The organism is Brachybacterium sp. Marseille-Q7125, from assembly GCF_023062615.1.
In the GTDB taxonomy this organism is placed as follows: Bacteria; Actinomycetota; Actinomycetes; order Actinomycetales; family Dermabacteraceae; genus Brachybacterium.
This window is the reverse complement of sequence record NZ_JALLAL010000017.1, coordinates 1-17,493: the sequence shown is the minus strand read 5'-3', so window position 1 is coordinate 17,493 and position 17,493 is coordinate 1. Positions and strand designations below refer to the sequence as shown.

The following is a 17,493-nucleotide window of genomic DNA, read 5'->3' as shown; positions in this document are numbered from 1 at the left end:
TCCGCAGCCGACGGGCAGACCGCGCAGGACCAGCTGGAGGAGACACGCCCATGACCGGAGCACCGCACGCGGGCGAACGCCGCTCGCGCTGGAGCACGCTGGTGCCGCTGGGGGTCGTGCTGGTGGGCCTTTCCGAGCTCGCGATCCTCGTGGCGATCGGCATCAACACCAGTCTGTGGTGGGCCGTGCTGGTCGTCGTGGTGGGCTGGATCATCGGCGTGGCGCTTGTGGTCGCCGCCGGGCAACAGTCCTTCATCCGTCTGCGCTCCCTGGTGCGCGCCGTGCGCGGCCGCGGGGATGTGCACAAGCATCTGTCCCGCCCGGCCTTCACACTGCTGGCGGCACTGCTGTTCTTCTTCCCCGGTCTGCTGACGGATTTTGCCGGGCTGCTGCTGCTCATCACCCCGGTGCAGCGCCGAGCGGTGAAGGCAATGGGGCTCGGCAGCGGCTCCGCGGGGGCGAACCATGTGCTCTTCCGGCGCACCACTCGCAGCGGCGGAGTGATCGACGGGGAGATCATCATCGACAGCGAGCCGCGGCGGCCCGAGGACCCGGGACCGGCTACGCCGCCCACTATCACCCAGGGCTGAGAGGCGCGGGCCCAGGGCTGACAGGTCCGCGACCGCGCCGCCTGTCGCCGCACAGCAGAACGCCCCGTGCCCGGAGATCGGGGAACGGGGCGTGTGCGCGGGCGTGCGAGCCTGCACCTGCCGGTCGCGGCGGGCGGGCTCGCGCGCGGGGGATAGGTCAGAGGTCGCGGCGCTGGTGCAGCTTTCCGGCGCGCAGCAGCTCGAGGCGCTGATCCAGCAGCACCTGCAGATCCTCCTCGCTGCGCCGCTCCAGCAGCATGTCCCAGTGCGTGCGCACCGGCTTGCCGGGCTTCTCCTCCGGCTTCTCGTGGTCACGCAGCACAGCGGTCGCGCCGCAGCGGCACTCCCACACCGCGGGAACATCGGCTTCCACGGAGAAGGGCAGCACGATGGCGTGTCCGTTGGGGCAGTCGTAGACGGCCTCCTGGCGGGGGGCGGCGAGGACTCCCTCGTCGGTCTCCATGGAGAGGGAGCCCAGTCGGGTGCCTCGCAGGCTGCGGCTGTTCATGCGGTTCTCGCTTCCTGCCGGGATGGGGTAGGGCGCGGCGGGCCCGTTATCGGTCAAAGGGTCGACGTGGTGAGCGCGTCGACGTGATCTCAGGATCGACGAGGTCTTCACCTCGCGATGATCGGTGCGGTGCGCAGGGCGCGGACCTCACCGATCCAGTACAACGGCGCGCGAGCCAGAATTGTTCCCAGTGTCCCAGACATCGGGCGCACCGCCGCAGGGCGGACGCTCCAAGACCTCAGGCAGTGGCTTCGAGCACGCGGATCACGAGCTCTCAGACACCCTCCCCAGCATCGCAGCGAGCGTATCGACGCGGTTGGTGATAATACCATCCACGCCCATGACCAGCAGGTCCTGCATAGTCTGGGGGTCATCGACCGTCCAGGCATGCACCTCGCAGTCGGCCCGGTGAGCGGCGGCGACGTTCGCGGGGGTGATGATGGGCACCCCCTGGTAGGTGAGCGGCACCTGGAGAGCGCCATAGGGGGCCAGCAGCCGACGGATCACGCCCTGCGGCGCTTCGACGGCGCGAGCCGCAAGGAACGCGGCGATCGTCCGGCGCCCGGGCGAGCGCTGCACCCGGATACCGGTCGCAGCCTCAAGCGTCGCAGCGGTCCGTCGGCCCACCACGTCATCGAAGGCCGCGATGCACACCCGATCGGCGCTGCGGGTGCGGGAGATCGCGGCGACCGCGGGCCCGATCGCCGAGGGAGCCTTGATGTCAATGTTCACCGGGACGTCGGCGAAGGTTCCCAGGACGTCCTCCAGCATGGCCAGACGCTCTCCGCCGTGCAGCGTGATCGCCCCCGCTTCCTGGGCGGCCAGATCGTCGATGCGGCGGGGATCGGCGGCGATGCGCTGCAGATCGGCGTCATGCACCGCCAGGGCGAGGCCGTCGGCGGTCGCTCGGGTGTCGGTCTCCAAAAGGTCCGCGCCGGCTGCGATCGCGGCGGCGAAGGCGTCCAGGGTGTTCTCCGTGGCCTCGAGCGCCAGACCGCGGTGGGCGATGCAGCGCGGGCGCGGTCCGGGCAGGAAGCGGGAGCCGCGCGGGCGGTGGTCAGAGCGTGTGCTGATCGATGAGGGCATCCTCTTCCTCCTCGTCATGGCCGCGGCGGCGGGTTCGAGCGGCGCTGCGCGGGCGATGGTCGACGCGGTGCGGCGTCGGATCAGGGTTCGTCTCGGTGCGCAGGTCCTGGATCTGCCGACGGGTGCGGTAGATCCAGGCCGCCGGAAAGAACAGGGCGAACACCCACCATTGCACGGCATAGGACAGGTGGGGCCCCAGCCCGGTGTCCGGCCGCGGCAGGGGGATGGGCCGCTCCCCGGCGGGGTCTTCGGCATCGAGCTCTCCGTAAGCGCCGGTGATCATCGCCGCATCTAAGGGAGGCAGGATCGGCTCGATCTGCTGCGGGGAGACGGAGTGCGCCTGTCCCTCGGGCCGCTCTCGGTCCAGCACCGGTTCGGGAGGGCGCAGCCGCACGGTGATCGTGACCGTGTCCTCGGGCACCGCAGCGGGCTGGGCGGGCACCTGCCCGTCGCCGTCCTGGGGCACCCATCCCCGCACGACGAGCAGCGCGGTGCCGTCCTCCGCGGTGAAGGGAGCCAGCTGCCAGTAGCCGACGTCTCCCGCGAGGGTCCGGTTGCGCACGTACAGGATGCACTCCGGGTCGGTGCAGTAGCTGCCGCGCAGGGTGATGGGTGTCCATTCCGCATCCGGCGGGAGGGAGGCATCCGGAGTGGGAAGGATGCTCTCGCGGTCCACCGGTGCTGCGTCGTAATGGGACGCGACGAGATCGGCGTGCGCTCGGCGGTCCTCATATCGGCCGAACTGCCACCGGCCGAGCATCACACACACGCCGGCCAGGATCAGCACGATCAGCAGCCACAGCAGCGTGTCACGGCTGAGGAGCACGCGACGGGCGGGGGAGCGGGTCATCCGTCCCCGCGGATCGCAGCGGTCAGGACATCGGCCAGGAAGCCATCAGCGGGTGTGAGGGAACCGGTGAGGTGTCCGGCGGCACGCTTTTCGAGCACCCCCAGCAGGTCCTCGACCGCGAAGTTCACGAGCATCACGAACATCACTGCGGTCGCGGCGGCGATGAGGAAGCCCAGCACGGTCACCGCGATCGTGACGCCGAGCCGCACCCGGGGACGATCGGGGCGCGGGGTCGGCGCCGGGAACCCGTAGTCCTCGTTCCCCGGGTGATTCTCCGTCCACATACCCGGGTTCAGGACGGCGACGGGGTACTGCTCGACGCGCGGACGCGGCCGCGCGCCGCTGGCAGGGACATCCTCGGACGCCTGCAGCGGCGCGGGGCCGCCCGCGCGATCCTCACGGGTCCAGAGCCTCCACCCGGCCGGGACCGGGCCCCACCGTTGATCCGGCACGAAGTCTGTCGGGGGGATCCAGCCGTCGTGCGGTGGTTCCGGCCAGTTCGGCGGGGGGTTGAAGCTCCGGGTGACGGTCACTTGGGGATCTTCCAGGTGTAGTCGTCGCTGTAGGTCGTGTAGTTCAGCGTCAACCCGCCGGCCCGCTTCACATCGAACAGCACTCGCATCGTGTACTCATCCCCGGCCTTCAGATCGAACGGAGCGCCTGACGCCCCGCCGTCCTTGAGCGAGAAGGTGGCGGTGGCGGGATTGATATCGCCGCCGTAGGGAGTCTTCACCGTCAGCTGATGCGAATTGTTGCTCATCTCCCCGTCCTCGACGGTGAGCTTCGCGGTCACCACGAGGTACTCGTCGCCGTTCTGGGGTTCCTCGACGGTGTCGGTGTACTCACCGGGCAGCTTCGAGGCCGGCAGCCACTCCATCTCGATGGCGATCTTCCCGGAGCCGTCCATGCCCGCCACCGCCTTCTCCTCAGCGTCACCGCTGATCGTCGGGGTATTGGTGGGAGTCGGCGTCTCCTCCTCATCCTCCGTCGGGGTCTCATCCTCCGTCGGGGTCTCATCCTCCGTCGGGGTCTCGTCCTCGGAGGGAGTCTCCTCGACGGTCGTGGTGGGATCTCCGCCCTCGGTTTCGCCACCACCGCGGTTGAGGAACACCAGGCCGCCCACGACGATGAGCAGCAGCGCGAGCAGTGCTGCAAGGATGCAGCCCAGCCACCAGAAACGCTGCAGGAAGCTCTTCTGCTGGCCCTGACCGGGAGCAGTGGAGGCCGTCCAGGACCCACTGCTCCCCGCACCAGCCGGAGAGGCGGTGCCGTAATCGGAGTACTCGCCGGCAGAGCCCTTTCCGGGGTAATCCGCGGCAGACCCCTGGCCGTAGCCCGGCGCGGGAGAGGCCTGGCCGTACCCCTGTGCGGGGGAGGCCTGGCCGTACCCCTGTGCGGGGGAGGCCTGACCGTATGCCGGATCCTGCCCATAGCCCGGCGCGGAAGAGGCCTGGCCATAACCCTGTGCGGGGGAGGCCTGACCGTATGCCGGATCCTGACCGTAGCCCGGTGCGGGGGAGGCCTGGCCGTAGGCCTGATCCTGACTGTAGCCGGCGCTCTGTCCTTCGCCCTGTGCGCCGTGAGCAGCCGCCCCGGCGGCTCCTGCGGCACCCGCGACACCGGCCGCTCCAGCTGCACCGACCCCGTCGGTCGCTTCCGAGGAGGCATCGGCACCCTGCACACCACCGGCAGACTGATCCGCCGGAAGGCCGGTCTCGTAAGGGGCCTGCTGGGCGAGATCCGTCTCGAGGTCAGGGCCCTCATACTGGGCGGTCTCGGGCGCGGCCGCGGAGCTCTGATCGTCGGCGGGCTGCGCCGCCGCCGCGGACTGCTCCCCGGAGTGCGCGACGTGCGTTGCGTCGTCCTCGCCCTGCATCGAGGGCTCGCCCTGCAGTGGGGCAGGCTGCTCGCCGGAGTGCGCGACGTGCGTTGCGTCGTCCTCGCCCTGCATCGAGGCCTCGCTCTGCAGTGGGGCAGGCTGCTCGCCGGAGTGCGCGACGTGCGTTGCGTCGTCATCGGCAGCAGCGCTCTGCCCGCTGCTCTCCCCGCTCTCGGCCGGGTCCGCCGCAGCGGACGCATCGCTGGCAGACGTATCGGAGGGCCCCGCAGTATCGGCGGCCGGTCCCTGCGGCGCAGATTCCTCGACCCAGAAGTTCCAGCCCTCGGGCGCAGGACCCCAGGACGGATCCGGCTGCCACCCCGGAGGCGGGCTCCAGTTCGCATCCTTGATCGGCCAGTTCGGCGGCGGATTGAAGCGGTAAGCCATCAGCGGGCACCTTCCTGCTGTGCGGGCAGCCGGGTTCCCCCCAAGCGAGACCCGACCCTGTTCTGGCCGTATCGTAGTGCACACCCCTGGCCTGATGACGCGGCGCTCACACAGCAACCACCGCACATACGCCGAGCACATCGCGTCGCCGCAGCCAGCTACCCGCCCCGCCGTGAAGGAGAACCGATGAGTGAGACCACCACCCCCCGCAGCGTGCTGATCACTGGGGGCAACCGCGGCATCGGCAGGGCGATCGCCGAGGAGCTCCTGCGTCGCGGCGACAAGGTGGCCGTCACCTCCCGCTCCGGCCAGGGCGGCCCCGACGGTGCGCTGACGCTCGCTGCTGATGTCACCGACGGCGAAAGCCTGGACCGCGCGGTCAGCGCTGCGGAAGCGGAGCACGGCCCCATCGAGGTGCTCGTCGCCAATGCGGGAATCACCGATGACCAGCTGCTGCTGCGCATGAGCGATGACTCCTTCGAGAGGGTGCTGGACACCAACCTCACCGGCGCGTTCCGCAGCATCAAGCGGGTGACGAAGTCGATGATGCGCAAGAAGCACGGACGGATCGTGCTCATCAGCTCCGTCGTCGGGCTGTATGGCTCGCCCGGCCAGGTCAACTACGCCGCCTCGAAGTCCGGTCTGATCGGCATGGCGCGGGCGATCACGCGCGAGCTCGGTTCGCGCGGCATCACCGCGAACGTCGTCGCCCCCGGCTACATCGACACCGAGATGACCCGCTCCCTGCCCGAAGACCTGCAGGAAAGCTACCGCAAGGCCATCCCCGCCGAGCGTTTCGCGGATCCCGCGGAGGTGGCGCGCGTGGTCGCATTCCTCGCCAGCGATGATGCGGCATACATCTCCGGCGCCGTCATCCCCGTGGACGGCGGCTTGGGCATGGGACACTGATCCCGCCCCCGCGGCCCGTCCCCCTGGCGGGCCCGATTCCTCGACCGACCCGAAGGCGTGAACCAGCCCCCATGGCATCCTCCGACCCCGACCCCCGTCTGCTGCTGCTGATGCGACATGGCAAGGCGGAGAGCGGCTCCGGAACCACTGACCACGAGCGTGAGCTCGCCGACCGCGGCATCACCCAGGCGCATCTGGTGGGGGAGTACCTCGACGCGCAGGGAGTGCAGGTCTCCCGTGTTCTGGTCTCCACAGCGACCCGCACCCAGCAGACCTGGGACGCGGTGCGCGCGAAGATGCCGGAGTTCACCGGCGAGGTCAGCTACCACGAGGAGATCTACGGCGGCGGCACCGATGACCTGCTGGATCTTCTCCGAGCGGTGGACGATGAGCATCAGGTGCTCATGGTCATCGGCCATGAACCGGTGATCTCCACTCTCAGCGATCAGCTGGCCGATGAGGACTCGGATGCGGGCTCTGCCGCGCAGGCCCGCATCGGCATGCCCACCGGGGGCATGGCTGTGCTCACCGGGGAGATGCCGCAGTGGTCGCAGCTGGGTGAGGAGACCCTCACGCTGCACACCATCGTGCGGCCCTGACCTCAGCGGCCCGCGGCCGCCTCGAGATACGGCCAGGCATCCAGCAGCGAGGGCCCTGCGAGCGACACATCGGCCACCTCGCGCAGCGCGGGCTTGGCCCGGAAGGCGATGCCAGTCCCGGCCGCGCGCAGCATCTCTCGGTCGTTCGCGCCGTCTCCGAGGGCGACCACTCGCTGCGGGGCCAGGCCGTAGCGCTCCCGTAGCTGCTCCAGGGTGCGGCGCTTGACCGCGCCATCCACGATGTCCCCGGCGACCCGTCCGGTCAGGCGCCCCTCCGTGACCTCGAAGCGGTGGGCACGCACATGGTCGATCCCCGCCTGTGCTGCGAGCTCATCAATCGCCTCGTGGAAGCCGCCGGAGACCAGTGCGGTCACCCAGCCGGCGGCGCGGGCGCGGGCGAACAGCTCGAGCACCCCGGGGGTGGGGACCAGGCTGGCGCGCACCTCCTCGAGCACCGCGGCATCCAACCCTTCCAGCAGGGCCACGCGCTCACGCAGCGAGGCGGCGAAGTCCAGCTCTCCGCGCATCGCGGCGGTGGTGATCGCCTCCACCTGGTCCCGCACTCCGGCGTGATCGGCCACCAGCTCGATGACCTCCTGGGTCAGGAAGGTGGAGTCGACGTCGCTGATCAGCAGGCCCGTCGGGGGCTGGGAAGTGGAACGCACCGCGGCTGTCACGGGGTGATGACGGTGCCCTTGCCGAGCACGGTGATGCCGGACTCGGTGACCACCCAGCCGCGGGCCCGGTCCTCCTCGGGATCCAGGCCGATCTGCGTGCGCGGCGGCACCACAACGTTCTTGTCGATGATCGCGCGATGGATCTGGCTGTGGCGCCCCACGATCACGCCATCCATGAGCACCGAATCCGAGACGTTGGACCAGGAGTTCACGCGCACCCCGGGGGAGAGCACGGAGCTGGAGACCTGCGCCCCGGAGACCACGACACCAGGGGAGATGAAGGAGTCCACCGCGGAGCCGACGCGCCCCGGCCCGGCATGCACGAACTTCGCCGGCGGGACATTGCGGTGACCGGTGAACGTCGGCCAGTCGGCGTTGTAGAGGTTGAACACTGGGTGCACCGAGATGAGGTCCATGTGGGCGTCATAGAACGCATCCAGGGTGCCCACATCGCGCCAGTAGTCGCGGTCACGGTCCGTGGAGCCCGGCACATCGTTGCGGATGAAGTCGTACACCGCAGCATCGCCACGGTCCACAAAGGCCGGCACGATGTCTCCGCCCATGTCGTGCCGGGAGGAGTCATCCTGCGCATCGGCGGTCACCGCATCCATGAGTGCCTGGGCGGTGAAGATGTAGTTGCCCATCGAGGCGAGGATCGCGGAGGGGTCATCGGCCAGGCCCTCGGTCTGGGTGGGCTTCTCCACGAACGCCTTGATGGTGGTGGGATCCGACGGGTCGGTCTCGATCACCCCGAACTGGTCGGACAGCTCGATGGGCTGGCGGATCGCGGCGACCGAACAGGACTTCCCGGACTCGATATGCGCATCGAGCATCTGGGAGAAGTCCATGCGGTAGATGTTGTCGGCCCCGACAACCACCACGTAGTCGGGCTTCTCGTCATCGATGAGGTTCAGGGACTGGGCGATCGCGTCGGCGCTGCCGCGGTACCAGTGCTTGCCCATGCGCTGCTGGGCGGGCACCGGTGCCACATAGTTGCCCAGCAGGGAGCTCATTCGCCAGGTCTGGGCGATGTGCTTGTCCAGCGAATGGGACTTGTACTGGGTCAGCACCACGATTTTCAGGTAGCCGGAGTTGACGATGTTCGACAGGGCGAAGTCGATCAGCCGGTAGATGCCGCCGAAGGGCACGGCCGGCTTGGCTCGGTCGACGGTCAGCGGCATCAGCCGCTTCCCCTCGCCGCCGGCGAGGACGATGGCAAGAACCTTGGGGGAGGACATGATGCGAGGATAGTCCAGCGGTGGCGTCCATCACGCTGCGGGGGTCCCGCCCGATCGCCGCGACCGGACGCCCCGCCCCATGCCCGGGCCGGAAGAGGAAGGATGCAGTCCATGCGCGTCGATCTGCTGACAAAGGAGTACCCGCCGGAGGTGTATGGGGGTGCCGGCGTTCACGTCGCCGAGCTCACCGCTGTGCTGCGTCGGCACATCGAGGTGCAGGTGCGGGCCTTCGGCGCCGATCGCACCGAGGAGGACACCACCTCGTACCGCACCCCCGCGGAGTTGGAGGGTGCCAATGCTGCACTCAGCACCCTGGGCACCGATCTGCTGATGGCCCAGGACTGCGAGGGGGCGGATCTGGTCCACTCCCACACCTGGTACGCGAACTTCGCCGGGCACGTCGCCTCCACCCTGCACGGCATGCCGCATGTGCTCTCCGCTCACTCGCTCGAGCCGCTGCGGCCGTGGAAGGCCGAGCAGTTGGGCGGCGGCTATCGCCTCAGCTCCTTCGCCGAGAGGACCGCGTACGAGCATGCCGCCGGGGTCATCGCCGTCTCCGGGGGCATGCGTGAGGACATTCTGCGCTCCTACCCGATGGTGGACCCGGACCGGGTGCATGTGGTCCACAACGGCATCGACCTCGAGCAGTGGGCGCCAAATCCGGAGACGACGGCGCTGACCAGCCGCGGCATCGATCCGCAGGCGCCGATGATCGTGTTCGTCGGCCGGATCACCCGACAGAAGGGCCTGCCGTACTTCCTGCGCGCCGTGCGGGAGCTGCCGGAGGACTATCAGGTGGTGCTGTGCGCCGGCGCCCCGGATACGCCCGAGATCGCCCGCGAGGTGGATGAGCTGGTCACCGAGCTGCAGAGCAGCCGGCAGGGCCTGCATCTGATCACCGAGATGCTGCCCCGCCAGGAGCTCACCCAGATCCTCACGCATGCGACCACGTTCGTGTGCCCGAGCGTGTACGAGCCGCTGGGGATTGTGAACCTCGAAGCGATGGCCTGCGGCACCCCGGTGGTCGCCTCCGCCACCGGCGGGATCCCCGAAGTGGTGGCCGACGGTGAGACCGGCTACCTGGTGACCCTCGAGCAGCTGAGCGATGGCACCGGCACGCCGGTGGACCCCGATCGTTTCGTGACGGATCTGCGTGATGCACTGGTGCGCATGGTCTCCGATCCCGAGCGGGCGGCACAGATGGGCGAGGCCTCCCGGCGCCGGGCCGCAGAGCGTTTCTCGTGGACCTCGATCGCCGAGCGCACCCTGGAGGTGTACCGCCAGGTGCTCGCCGGCTGAGCCTCCGCATTCCCGCCCCGTGCGCTGAGGGCGGGCTCAGCGCGGATCCGACGCAGCGTGCTGCGGCAGGATCGGGACGGCCAGCGGCGGGATCGGGACGGCCAGCTCAGGCCGGGTCGATCGCACTGAGCTGCTCTACCGCCTCCACCAGGGCGACGCGGGCGGCGTCGTGCAGCTCATCGAGCAGCCCCCGTCGGGTGAGCGCCTCGGCCAGGTGCACCGTATGACCGTGCCCTTCCTCGATCTCGGCGCGCGAGAGCAGCAGGGTGCGAGCGGCGAGGATGAGCAGATGCGCGGTCGGCAGGTCGATGTCTTTGGGCAGGCCGGTCGCGATCCAGGTGGCGGGGATGCGCGAGGGCTCCACCGGCTCCTCCGGCACCAGGTCCACATCGGTGCTGCCCTCGGCGGTGCGCCGCAGGGCGTGCAGCAGCTCTTCACGGGCTCCGCCCGACACCGGCGGGGCCATCTGCGCGCCGACCGGGGCGGGGGTGCGGGCCCAGGTCACGGCGGTGACGGGGCGTCCCTGATGTTCCCCGGGGGAGAGGATCGGCACGAGCGTGTGGTCGGCGATGCCCGCGGCGGTCACCACGATCGCCTGCTCGGCCTCGAGCGCGGCCGGCACCACCTCGGGTGGTCCGACGAGGCCCGCGAGGCGCCCGGGCACCGGCAGGACGAGCCGCAGCTGCACCAGCGGCAGCTGCTTGAGGGACACCATCCAGTCGAAGAGGTCCTCGCCGTGCCCGCTGGGTCCGGAACGGTCCGCCCCGAAGCTCAGCTGCGCAGCGTCATCGGGCCCGATGGCACCGCGCAGGTACTGGGCGGTCCACAGCATGAGCACCGCCGCCCGGGGCAGGACGACGAGATCGCGTCCGGCATTCGGGGCGGTCACGTCGCCCCCTCGCCTTCGGTCGTCGGCTCTGCGTGTTCGGTCGTCGGCTCCGACTCGCCTGCGGCGACGAACCGTGCGCTGCGCTCTGCGACATCGACATCCTCGAGCCGCACCCGCACGACCTGCCCCATCTGCGCATCCAGCGGCACCCAGGCGGTCACCGGCGGGTCGATGAGCTGAACCTCCACGCGGGTGGGGGCGCCGCCATTCCCGTCCGAGTTCGTGCTGGCCTCGCGCCGTTCGATCACCGCCGCGGGGAACGTCTCGCCCACCCACGCGCGCAGGGCGAGCATCTCCACCAGGTCGATGGCCTCGCGTTCGAGCTGGCCGACGCGCGATCCGGCGGACTGCATCGCTTCGGGGATCTCCGCGAGCGCAGCGAGGAGCTCGGCAGGCGGGGTGGTGCCGGTGAGGTGGTGGTGGCAGATCAGCAGCACGAAGCGGTCCACCAGGCGGCGCAGCGGGGCGGTGGTGTGCGCGTAGGGTGCCGCGATCGCCGCCTGGGCGGGATCCTCGGGGATCTGCTCGGCGCTCGTGAAGGCGTGGTAGCCAGCACCACGGAAGAGGGACGTGGCCTGGTTCAGCAGGGCAAGGTGGGAGGGGTTGCGCCAGTCCAGCGAACGCAGGTAGTCGCCGTACCGCTGCGCGGTGGACCAAGGTTCGCCCAGAGCCTCCGTCTGACGGCGGAAACGCGCCACCGCCTGCTCCTGCGCCGGAGGCATGGTACGCAGGATCCCGGCGCCGTGCTCGAGCATCACCGACGCCGCAGCCATCCCGGTCATCAGCGAGATCTGGGCGTTGGCGTCCTCGATCGGGTTGGGCTGGCGCCAGGTGAGGCGCACATGGTCCCCGTCGGCCTCCACCTCCTGCTCAGGAACGTTGAGGCTCGCCCCGCCGCGCTCGGATTCGAGCTGGGCGCGCAGCTGACCGATCTCCTGCAGCAGGAGCATCATCTCGTCAGAAGTGCCGGCATCCAGCTGCTGCTGCACCTCGTCATAGGCGAGCTTCGCGACCGAGCGGACCATAGCGCGCTCGAGCCCGACGTCCCGCACCTCTCCACGCTCATCGAGCTGCAGATCCCACACAAAGGCGGGTGTGGGCTGCTCAGGCAGCAGGGAGGACGCGCCCTCGGAGAGCACCTCGGGGTGCAGGGGGATGCGACGATCCGGCAGGTACACCGTCTCCCCGCGGCGCCGCGCCTCCGTATCGATCGGCCCGTGAAGCGGCACGAACCAGGGCACGTCCGCGATGGCGTAGAGGACGCGATAGCCGCCGGCCGTGCGCGAGAGGTGCATCGCCTGGTCCAGGTCCGTGGACGAGGCCGGGTCCAGGGTGATGAAGGGGATGTCCGTGCGATCTGCGCGATCCTCATCGGCGGCGCGTCCGGCGGCCTCTTCAGCGGCGGCGAGGACATCGGCCGGGAACTCGACGGGCATGTCGTCGGCGCGGTCGGCGATCAGTGCGTCGATGCCCGCTCGAATCTCATCGGCGGCGACGGAGCCGCGCGGGGCCTGCAGGGTGAGGGGCCGAAGGAGCACGGGGACCTCCTGGTGAGGGGCACGACGGTGCGGCCAGTGTAGGGGGACGGGCCAGCTCGGGTGCGCTGCAGAGGCCCCTCACCGTGAGGTCACGGAATGGTCACAGATGCGGCCGTTTCTGAGACATGCCTCACGAGCATGTCTAGCGTCGCACCACCCTTCCCTCTCCCCAACCCCCTGGAAGGAATCCACCCATGCCCTCCTCTCCTCGCCCCTCCCTGAGAACGCGCGTCCGCCAGTCGCTCGCCCTGGGGGCCGGTCTGCTGCTGCTGACCACCGCTCCGGCGATCGCCGCCCCGAACCACGACGGCGGGCACGGGGGACTGTCGGTCACGACGCTCTCGAGTGCACCCGAGCTGGTCACCGGCGGTGACGCGCTCGTGGAGGTGTCCTGGGACCGCACGATCCCGCACCACCAGGTGACCGTCCTGCTGGACGGGCAGGACGTCACCGATGCGTTCGACTATGACGCCGAGCGGGATGTGCTGGTGGGCCTCGTGGAAGGCATGGACACCGGCGAGCACGTCGTGGAGGCGACCGTGCCCGGCAAAGGTCGGCCCGATGCGAGCCTGACGCTCACGAACCATCCGGGGGAGGGGCCGCTGCTGAGCGGACCGCATGAGACCCCCTTCGCCTGCGAGACCGAGGAGTTCATCATCCCGGGCCTCGAGGAGCCGCTGGGACCGCCGCTGGATGAGAACTGCACGGTTGCCGATCGGGTGGACCACATCTATCTCACGACCGACAACAGCTGGGCTGAGTTCCCTGCCGACGCAACGGACTACCCCGCGGATATGGCGTACACGACCACGGCCGACGGGGTAGAGCGTCCCTTCATCATCCGCATGGCGCACGGCACCACCAACCGCTCCATCTACCAGCACACCGCCCTGCACGATCCGCTGGTCGAGGACGAGGTCACGCCGACGAACCGCCCCGACGGCTGGAACGGCAAACTCATCTACACCCTGGGCGGCGGCTGCACCGGCGGCTGGTACCGGCAGGGTCCGGGCACCGGCGGCACCCTCGATACGAACCTGCTCGGGCAGGGGTACGCCATGGCGTCCTCGTCGCTGAACGTCTTCGGCTTCAACTGCAACGACCTGCTGGCCTCCGAAAGCGCTCAGATGACCAAGGAGAAGTTCATCGAGACCTACGGCCGGGACCAGTTCACGATCGGCTTCGGCTGCTCGGGCGGCTCGTACCAGTCCCACCAGACCGCCGACAACTATCCGGGGGTGTTCGACGGCGTCGTGGTGGACTGCTCCTTCCCAGAGGTCGGGTTCGGCACCATCCACATGATCACCGACGCCCGCCTGCTGCAGCACTACTTCGAGGGCGCCGACGAGGGCGCCTGGACCGATGAGCAGAAGCGCGCGGTCACGGGCTTCGAGACACTCGCCACCATGGACAATGTCGCCGAAGGGGCGCAGCGCATCGACCCGCGGGTGTTCTGCCCGCCCACGATGCCGGAGGAGGAGCGCTACGACCCGGAGACGACCCTGACGGCGTGCGCTGCTCGGTCTACGACCACACGAAGAACATCTACGGCACCGACCCGGAGACCGGATTCGCCCTGCGTCCGCTGGACAACATCGGCATCCAGTACGGCCTGGGGGCCCTGGCCGACGGGACCATCAGCGTGGAGCAGTTCCTGAATCTCAATGAGGGCATCGGGGGCTATGACCATGACGCGAACTTCATCGCCGAGCGCACGGGGGCGGATCTGCCGGCTGTCGAGGCTGCGTACCGCACCGGCCGTCTCACCGATGGCGGGCAGGGCCTGGCCTCGACCCCGGTCATCGACTACCGCGCCTATGCCGATGACTTCGAGAACGGCGACATCCACATGCGCTACCACACCAACTCCATGCGCGAGCGGATGCGCCAGGCCAACGGCACCGCGGTCAACCACGTGAGCCTGCTGGAGGATCACCGCTACGGCGGATTCAGCAGCAACAGCCCGCTGGTGATGCACGGCATCGAGCAGATGGATGCGTGGCTGACGGGGCTGGAGCTGCCCGATGATCACACCCAGCGCCCCAGCCTCGAGGAGATCGGCGCGGCCCGTCCCGAAGCGCTGGTAGAGGGCTGCATGACGCGCGAGGAGGAACCGACGTTCCTGCCGATGGAGCTGAACCGGGATCCCGCCTCCGAGTGCGAGCAGCTCTACCCCTCGGCGAGCTTCCCGCGCGAGGTGGCCGGGGAATCGATCGCGGCGGACATCATCGCCTGCACGACCGTGGCGCCGGTGCGCGAGGACTACCCCGTGGAGTTCACCGATGAGCAGTGGGAGCGCCTGCAGCGGACCTTCCCCGAGGGCGTGTGCGACTACTCCCAGCCCGGCCGTGGCCAGGTGGAGCACGCGGGGGTGTGGCAGCGCTTCTGATCCCCGGTGTCACCCGGCGCGGCGGGTAGGCTTCTGGCCATGGCCTTCGCAGCAGCATCCCTCACCGATGTCACCGTCCGCCGCGCCGGGACGACGATCCTGGACGACGTATCCCTCACGATCGGAGAGGGGGAGCGCTGGGCGATCCTGGGCCCCAACGGCGCCGGGAAATCAACCCTGATCCAGCTACTCGCCGCCCGCATGCACCCCACTGCTGGGACCGTGGACCTGTTCGGGGAGCGCCTGGGAAAGGTCGACATCTTCGAGCTGCGACCGCTGATCGGCCTAGCCTCCCAGGAGCTCGCCGAGACCATCCCGCTGCAGGAGACCTGCGAGAACGTCGTGGTCACCGCCGGGTACGGCGTGGTGGGGCGCTGGCGCGAGCAGTACGACGAGGTGGATCTGGAGCGGGCCCGCACGCTGCTCGCCGCCTTCGGGGTGGGGGAGCTGGGCTCTCGCATGTTCGGCACCCTGTCCACCGGCGAGCGCAAGCGCGTGCTGGCCGCCCGGGCGCTCATGACCGACCCGGAGCTGCTGCTGCTCGATGAGCCGGCCGCGGGCCTGGACCTCGGCGGGCGAGAATCGCTGGTGCGCACCCTGGGACGGCTCGCGAAGGATCCCGCGACCCCGGTGACCGTGCTCGTGACGCATCACGTGGAGGAGATCCCGCCGGGCTACACCCATGCGGCGCTGCTGCGCCGCGGGCAGCTCGTGGCCGCCGGCCCGATCCAGGAGACCCTCACCTCGCAGAACCTCACCGCGACGTTCGGGCTGCCGCTCGTGGCTGAGCAGCGTGGTGAACGCTACACCGCGCGTTCGCTGTCTTTGAACTGACAGCGCATGGAGGCTGTAGAAGGCGGTCAGCTGCGTCGGCTGGGCTCGGCGGAGGATCTGGCCGATCCGGCGTTGGATGACTACCTGCGAATGACCGATGTGCGTCTGCGTTCGCGCGTGGAGGTGGAGCGCGGGCTGTTCATGGCCGAGAGCTTCGAGGTGATCTCCCGGGCGATCGACGCCGGTATGTGCCCGCGTTCCTTTCTCATGAGCGAGAAGTGGCTCGCGAAGTTCGCGCCGCTGTATGAGCGCTTCCCCGAGGTGCCTTTGTATGTGGGCGCTGAGGGGCTGCTCGAGGAGCTGACCGGCTTCCATCTGCACCGCGGGGCGCTCGCGGCGATGCAGCGGCCCGAGCTGCCCGGCGTGGCCGAGCTGCTGGAGGGGGCGCGGACCGTCGCGGTGCTCGAGGACATCGTGGACCACACGAACGTCGGGGCGATGTTCCGCTCCGCCGCGGCGCTCGGCGTGGACGCGGTGCTGGTGAGCCCGCAGTGCGCCGATCCGCTGTACCGCCGCTCGATCCGGGTGTCGATGGGCACGGTGTTCCAGGTGCCGTGGACCCGTTTCGACGCCTGGCCGCACGCCCCACGCGCGACGGGGGAGAGCGGGGCGGGCTCGTCGGCCGATGGCGTGGACCTGCTGCACGACGCCGGCTTCGACGTGCTCGCCCTGGCGCTCACCGACGGCGCGGTGCCGCTGGACCAGGCGGACCTGGGACCGGACCGGAAAGTCGCACTGGTGCTGGGCGCGGAGGGGCACGGGCTGAAGCCCGCGACGCTCACGGCGGTGGATGAGCACGTGGTGATCCCCATGGCCGGAGGCGTGGACTCGCTGAACGTCGCCGCGGCGAGCGCTGTGGTGTTCTGGCAGCGGCGGGCGATGCTGGGGGAGTGAGGCGGGCGCACGCCGCCGTTCCCTCTGCCCCCGCGCCGCTCTGCCCAACCCCTGACTCCCCACGATTGTGATGCGGCGGTGACCGATGTGGGGCGGCGCATCGGTCACCAGCGCATCAGAATCGTCAGCTCGTCTCGCGGGGCGTGAAGCCGTGGCGCTGGTAGATGTGCAGCGCCGCCGCGGAGGTGCCTTCGCCGATCCGCAGGCTGAGCGCGGGGGCTCCGGCCGCTGCGCACGCGCGCACGGCGTGGGCGACGAGCGCCGTCCCGACCCCATGCCCGCGTGCAGCGGGGGAGGCGAACAGGTCGATGATGAAGGGGCCGACGAGGTCTTCGTCCCAGATCGAGCGCTCCACCACGATGATCGCGCCGACTGCCTCACCCTCGATCCACGCGGTGGCGCACGCATCGGGCCGCAGGATCCCGTAGTCGCCTGCGAAGCTCTCCTCCATCTCGGTACGCGCCTCGGCCGGATCCGCGGCGGCGACACCGGGCGGGTAGGCGGCCAGGTACAGCGCGGCGAGAGAGTCGATATCGGCCGCTTCCAGGGGGCGCAGGTCGATGGGGGACTCCGGCAACTCTCGGGCGGCAGCGCCGGTCAGGGGCAGGGTGAGCAGATCGTTGGGCATGGTGGTCCTCCACGGGCACGGGGCGTGGTGCGCTGGAGCGCGGCACGGCGCTGAGACTATGGACCTCTCCGGTCGGCGGGCATCTGGTTTTCGCGCCCCGGGGCACGCCAGCCCCGACACCCCCAACTTTGCTGGCCCCATAATCCTGCCAACAACTTGACACGGTGGGCTTGTGGGCTTGCCCGCAAGTTGTTGACGGTTGATCAAGCTGCTTGGGCTTGATCTGCGTGTTCTTCGGTTTTGGCCTGGTCGCGTTTGATGGCGTTCTCGAACGCGACCGGGCTGGTGTAGTCGAGGCT

General features: G+C 69.7%; 17 protein-coding genes and 1 pseudogene. 8 read left to right on the top strand and 10 right to left on the bottom strand.

The window, feature by feature from the left end:
* Positions 1-50 precede the first annotated feature (50 nt).
* Positions 51-590: an FxsA family protein gene (locus MU407_RS06115; RefSeq protein WP_246956173.1), complete on the top strand. Its 540-nt coding sequence runs from the start codon at positions 51-53 to the stop codon at positions 588-590.
* Between the two features lie 157 nt (positions 591-747).
* On the opposite strand, the gene MU407_RS06110 is transcribed toward MU407_RS06115, so the two are convergent.
* The 5 genes from MU407_RS06110 to MU407_RS06090 form a co-directional block, all read right to left on the bottom strand.
* Positions 748-1,098 carry an RNA polymerase-binding protein RbpA gene (locus MU407_RS06110; RefSeq protein WP_102236261.1) on the bottom strand — a complete coding sequence of 117 codons (351 nt, stop codon included), beginning with the start codon at positions 1,096-1,098 and terminating at the stop codon, positions 748-750.
* A 264-nt stretch (positions 1,099-1,362) separates the two neighbouring features.
* Positions 1,363-2,184 carry a glycerophosphodiester phosphodiesterase family protein gene (locus MU407_RS06105; RefSeq protein WP_246956171.1) on the bottom strand — a complete coding sequence of 274 codons (822 nt, stop codon included), beginning with the start codon at positions 2,182-2,184 and terminating at the stop codon, positions 1,363-1,365.
* The gene (locus MU407_RS06100; protein WP_246956169.1) at positions 2,156-3,034 is read right to left on the bottom strand and encodes an SURF1 family protein; all 879 of its coding nucleotides are present in this window, start codon (positions 3,032-3,034) and stop codon (positions 2,156-2,158) included. Before MU407_RS06100 ends, MU407_RS06105 begins: the two co-directional genes overlap by 29 nt.
* Positions 3,031-3,567 (bottom strand): hypothetical protein, encoded by a 537-nt coding sequence (locus MU407_RS06095; protein ID WP_246956167.1) that lies wholly within the window; start codon positions 3,565-3,567, stop codon positions 3,031-3,033. The genes MU407_RS06100 and MU407_RS06095 overlap by 4 nt, the downstream gene beginning before the upstream one ends.
* The gene (locus MU407_RS06090; protein WP_246956165.1) at positions 3,564-5,300 is read right to left on the bottom strand and encodes a hypothetical protein; all 1,737 of its coding nucleotides are present in this window, start codon (positions 5,298-5,300) and stop codon (positions 3,564-3,566) included. The genes MU407_RS06095 and MU407_RS06090 overlap by 4 nt, the downstream gene beginning before the upstream one ends.
* A gap of 186 nt (positions 5,301-5,486) precedes the next feature.
* Between MU407_RS06090 and MU407_RS06085 the strand changes: the two genes are divergently transcribed.
* A complete protein-coding gene (locus MU407_RS06085; protein ID WP_246956163.1) occupies positions 5,487-6,209 on the top strand; it encodes a beta-ketoacyl-ACP reductase in 723 nt (240 codons plus the stop codon).
* A 71-nt stretch (positions 6,210-6,280) separates the two neighbouring features.
* The gene (gene sixA, locus MU407_RS06080) at positions 6,281-6,808 is read left to right on the top strand and encodes a phosphohistidine phosphatase SixA (RefSeq protein WP_246956161.1); all 528 of its coding nucleotides are present in this window, start codon (positions 6,281-6,283) and stop codon (positions 6,806-6,808) included.
* Positions 6,809-6,810: 2 nt separating this feature from the next.
* Here sixA and serB read toward each other — a convergent pair whose 3' ends face one another.
* Both serB and glgC read right to left on the bottom strand, forming a co-directional pair.
* On the bottom strand, positions 6,811-7,473 hold the full coding sequence (serB, locus tag MU407_RS06075; RefSeq protein ID WP_246956159.1) for a phosphoserine phosphatase SerB: 663 nt from the start codon (positions 7,471-7,473) through the stop codon (positions 6,811-6,813).
* An 8-nt stretch (positions 7,474-7,481) separates the two neighbouring features.
* Positions 7,482-8,723: a glucose-1-phosphate adenylyltransferase gene (glgC, locus tag MU407_RS06070; RefSeq protein WP_102236254.1), complete on the bottom strand. Its 1,242-nt coding sequence runs from the start codon at positions 8,721-8,723 to the stop codon at positions 7,482-7,484.
* A 111-nt stretch (positions 8,724-8,834) separates the two neighbouring features.
* On the opposite strand from glgC, the gene glgA reads away from it, so the two are divergent.
* Positions 8,835-10,022, top strand: coding sequence for a glycogen synthase (glgA, locus tag MU407_RS06065; RefSeq protein WP_246956157.1), 1,188 nt, complete (start codon positions 8,835-8,837; stop codon positions 10,020-10,022).
* A 106-nt stretch (positions 10,023-10,128) separates the two neighbouring features.
* Here glgA and MU407_RS06060 read toward each other — a convergent pair whose 3' ends face one another.
* Together MU407_RS06060 and MU407_RS06055 are read right to left on the bottom strand one after the other, a co-directional pair.
* Positions 10,129-10,911, bottom strand: coding sequence for a hypothetical protein (locus tag MU407_RS06060; protein WP_246956155.1), 783 nt, complete (start codon positions 10,909-10,911; stop codon positions 10,129-10,131).
* The gene (locus MU407_RS06055; protein ID WP_246956153.1) at positions 10,908-12,449 is read right to left on the bottom strand and encodes an RNB domain-containing ribonuclease; all 1,542 of its coding nucleotides are present in this window, start codon (positions 12,447-12,449) and stop codon (positions 10,908-10,910) included. The genes MU407_RS06060 and MU407_RS06055 overlap by 4 nt, the downstream gene beginning before the upstream one ends.
* A gap of 194 nt (positions 12,450-12,643) precedes the next feature.
* On the opposite strand from MU407_RS06055, the pseudogene MU407_RS06050 reads away from it, so the two are divergent.
* The 4 genes and pseudogenes from MU407_RS06050 to MU407_RS06035 all read left to right on the top strand — a co-directional run.
* A pseudogene (locus MU407_RS06050) lies at positions 12,644-13,921 on the top strand (DUF6351 family protein); the annotation flags it as partial.
* 38 nt (positions 13,922-13,959) lie between these two features.
* Positions 13,960-14,838, top strand: a complete 879-nt coding sequence (locus MU407_RS06045) for a DUF6351 family protein (RefSeq protein ID WP_246956151.1) — start codon at positions 13,960-13,962, stop codon at positions 14,836-14,838.
* A 39-nt stretch (positions 14,839-14,877) separates the two neighbouring features.
* Positions 14,878-15,672, top strand: a complete 795-nt coding sequence (locus tag MU407_RS06040; protein WP_102236250.1) for an ABC transporter ATP-binding protein — start codon at positions 14,878-14,880, stop codon at positions 15,670-15,672.
* A gap of 6 nt (positions 15,673-15,678) precedes the next feature.
* Positions 15,679-16,566 carry an RNA methyltransferase gene (locus tag MU407_RS06035; RefSeq protein WP_246956149.1) on the top strand — a complete coding sequence of 296 codons (888 nt, stop codon included), beginning with the start codon at positions 15,679-15,681 and terminating at the stop codon, positions 16,564-16,566.
* Between the two features lie 124 nt (positions 16,567-16,690).
* Here MU407_RS06035 and MU407_RS06030 read toward each other — a convergent pair whose 3' ends face one another.
* On the bottom strand, positions 16,691-17,194 hold the full coding sequence (locus tag MU407_RS06030) for a GNAT family N-acetyltransferase (protein WP_246956147.1): 504 nt from the start codon (positions 17,192-17,194) through the stop codon (positions 16,691-16,693).
* Positions 17,195-17,493: the final 299 nt, after the last annotated feature.

Excerpts from the sequence above, each read along its gene's own strand:
- sixA (WP_246956161.1), top strand. The coding sequence starts at position 6,281 with ATGGCATCCTCCGACCCCGACCCCCGTCTGCTGCTGCTGATGCGACAT.
- MU407_RS06110 (WP_102236261.1), bottom strand. The coding sequence starts at position 1,098 with ATGAACAGCCGCAGCCTGCGAGGCACCCGACTGGGCTCCCTCTCCATG.
- glgC (WP_102236254.1), bottom strand. The coding sequence starts at position 8,723 with ATGTCCTCCCCCAAGGTTCTTGCCATCGTCCTCGCCGGCGGCGAGGGG.
- glgA (WP_246956157.1), top strand. The coding sequence starts at position 8,835 with ATGCGCGTCGATCTGCTGACAAAGGAGTACCCGCCGGAGGTGTATGGG.
- MU407_RS06040 (WP_102236250.1), top strand. The coding sequence starts at position 14,878 with ATGGCCTTCGCAGCAGCATCCCTCACCGATGTCACCGTCCGCCGCGCC.
- MU407_RS06035 (WP_246956149.1), top strand. The coding sequence starts at position 15,679 with ATGGAGGCTGTAGAAGGCGGTCAGCTGCGTCGGCTGGGCTCGGCGGAG.
- MU407_RS06030 (WP_246956147.1), bottom strand. The coding sequence starts at position 17,194 with ATGCCCAACGATCTGCTCACCCTGCCCCTGACCGGCGCTGCCGCCCGA.
- MU407_RS06115 (WP_246956173.1), top strand. The coding sequence starts at position 51 with ATGACCGGAGCACCGCACGCGGGCGAACGCCGCTCGCGCTGGAGCACG.
- MU407_RS06090 (WP_246956165.1), bottom strand. The coding sequence starts at position 5,300 with ATGGCTTACCGCTTCAATCCGCCGCCGAACTGGCCGATCAAGGATGCG.
- MU407_RS06105 (WP_246956171.1), bottom strand. The coding sequence starts at position 2,184 with ATGCCCTCATCGATCAGCACACGCTCTGACCACCGCCCGCGCGGCTCC.
- MU407_RS06085 (WP_246956163.1), top strand. The coding sequence starts at position 5,487 with ATGAGTGAGACCACCACCCCCCGCAGCGTGCTGATCACTGGGGGCAAC.
- MU407_RS06100 (WP_246956169.1), bottom strand. The coding sequence starts at position 3,034 with ATGACCCGCTCCCCCGCCCGTCGCGTGCTCCTCAGCCGTGACACGCTG.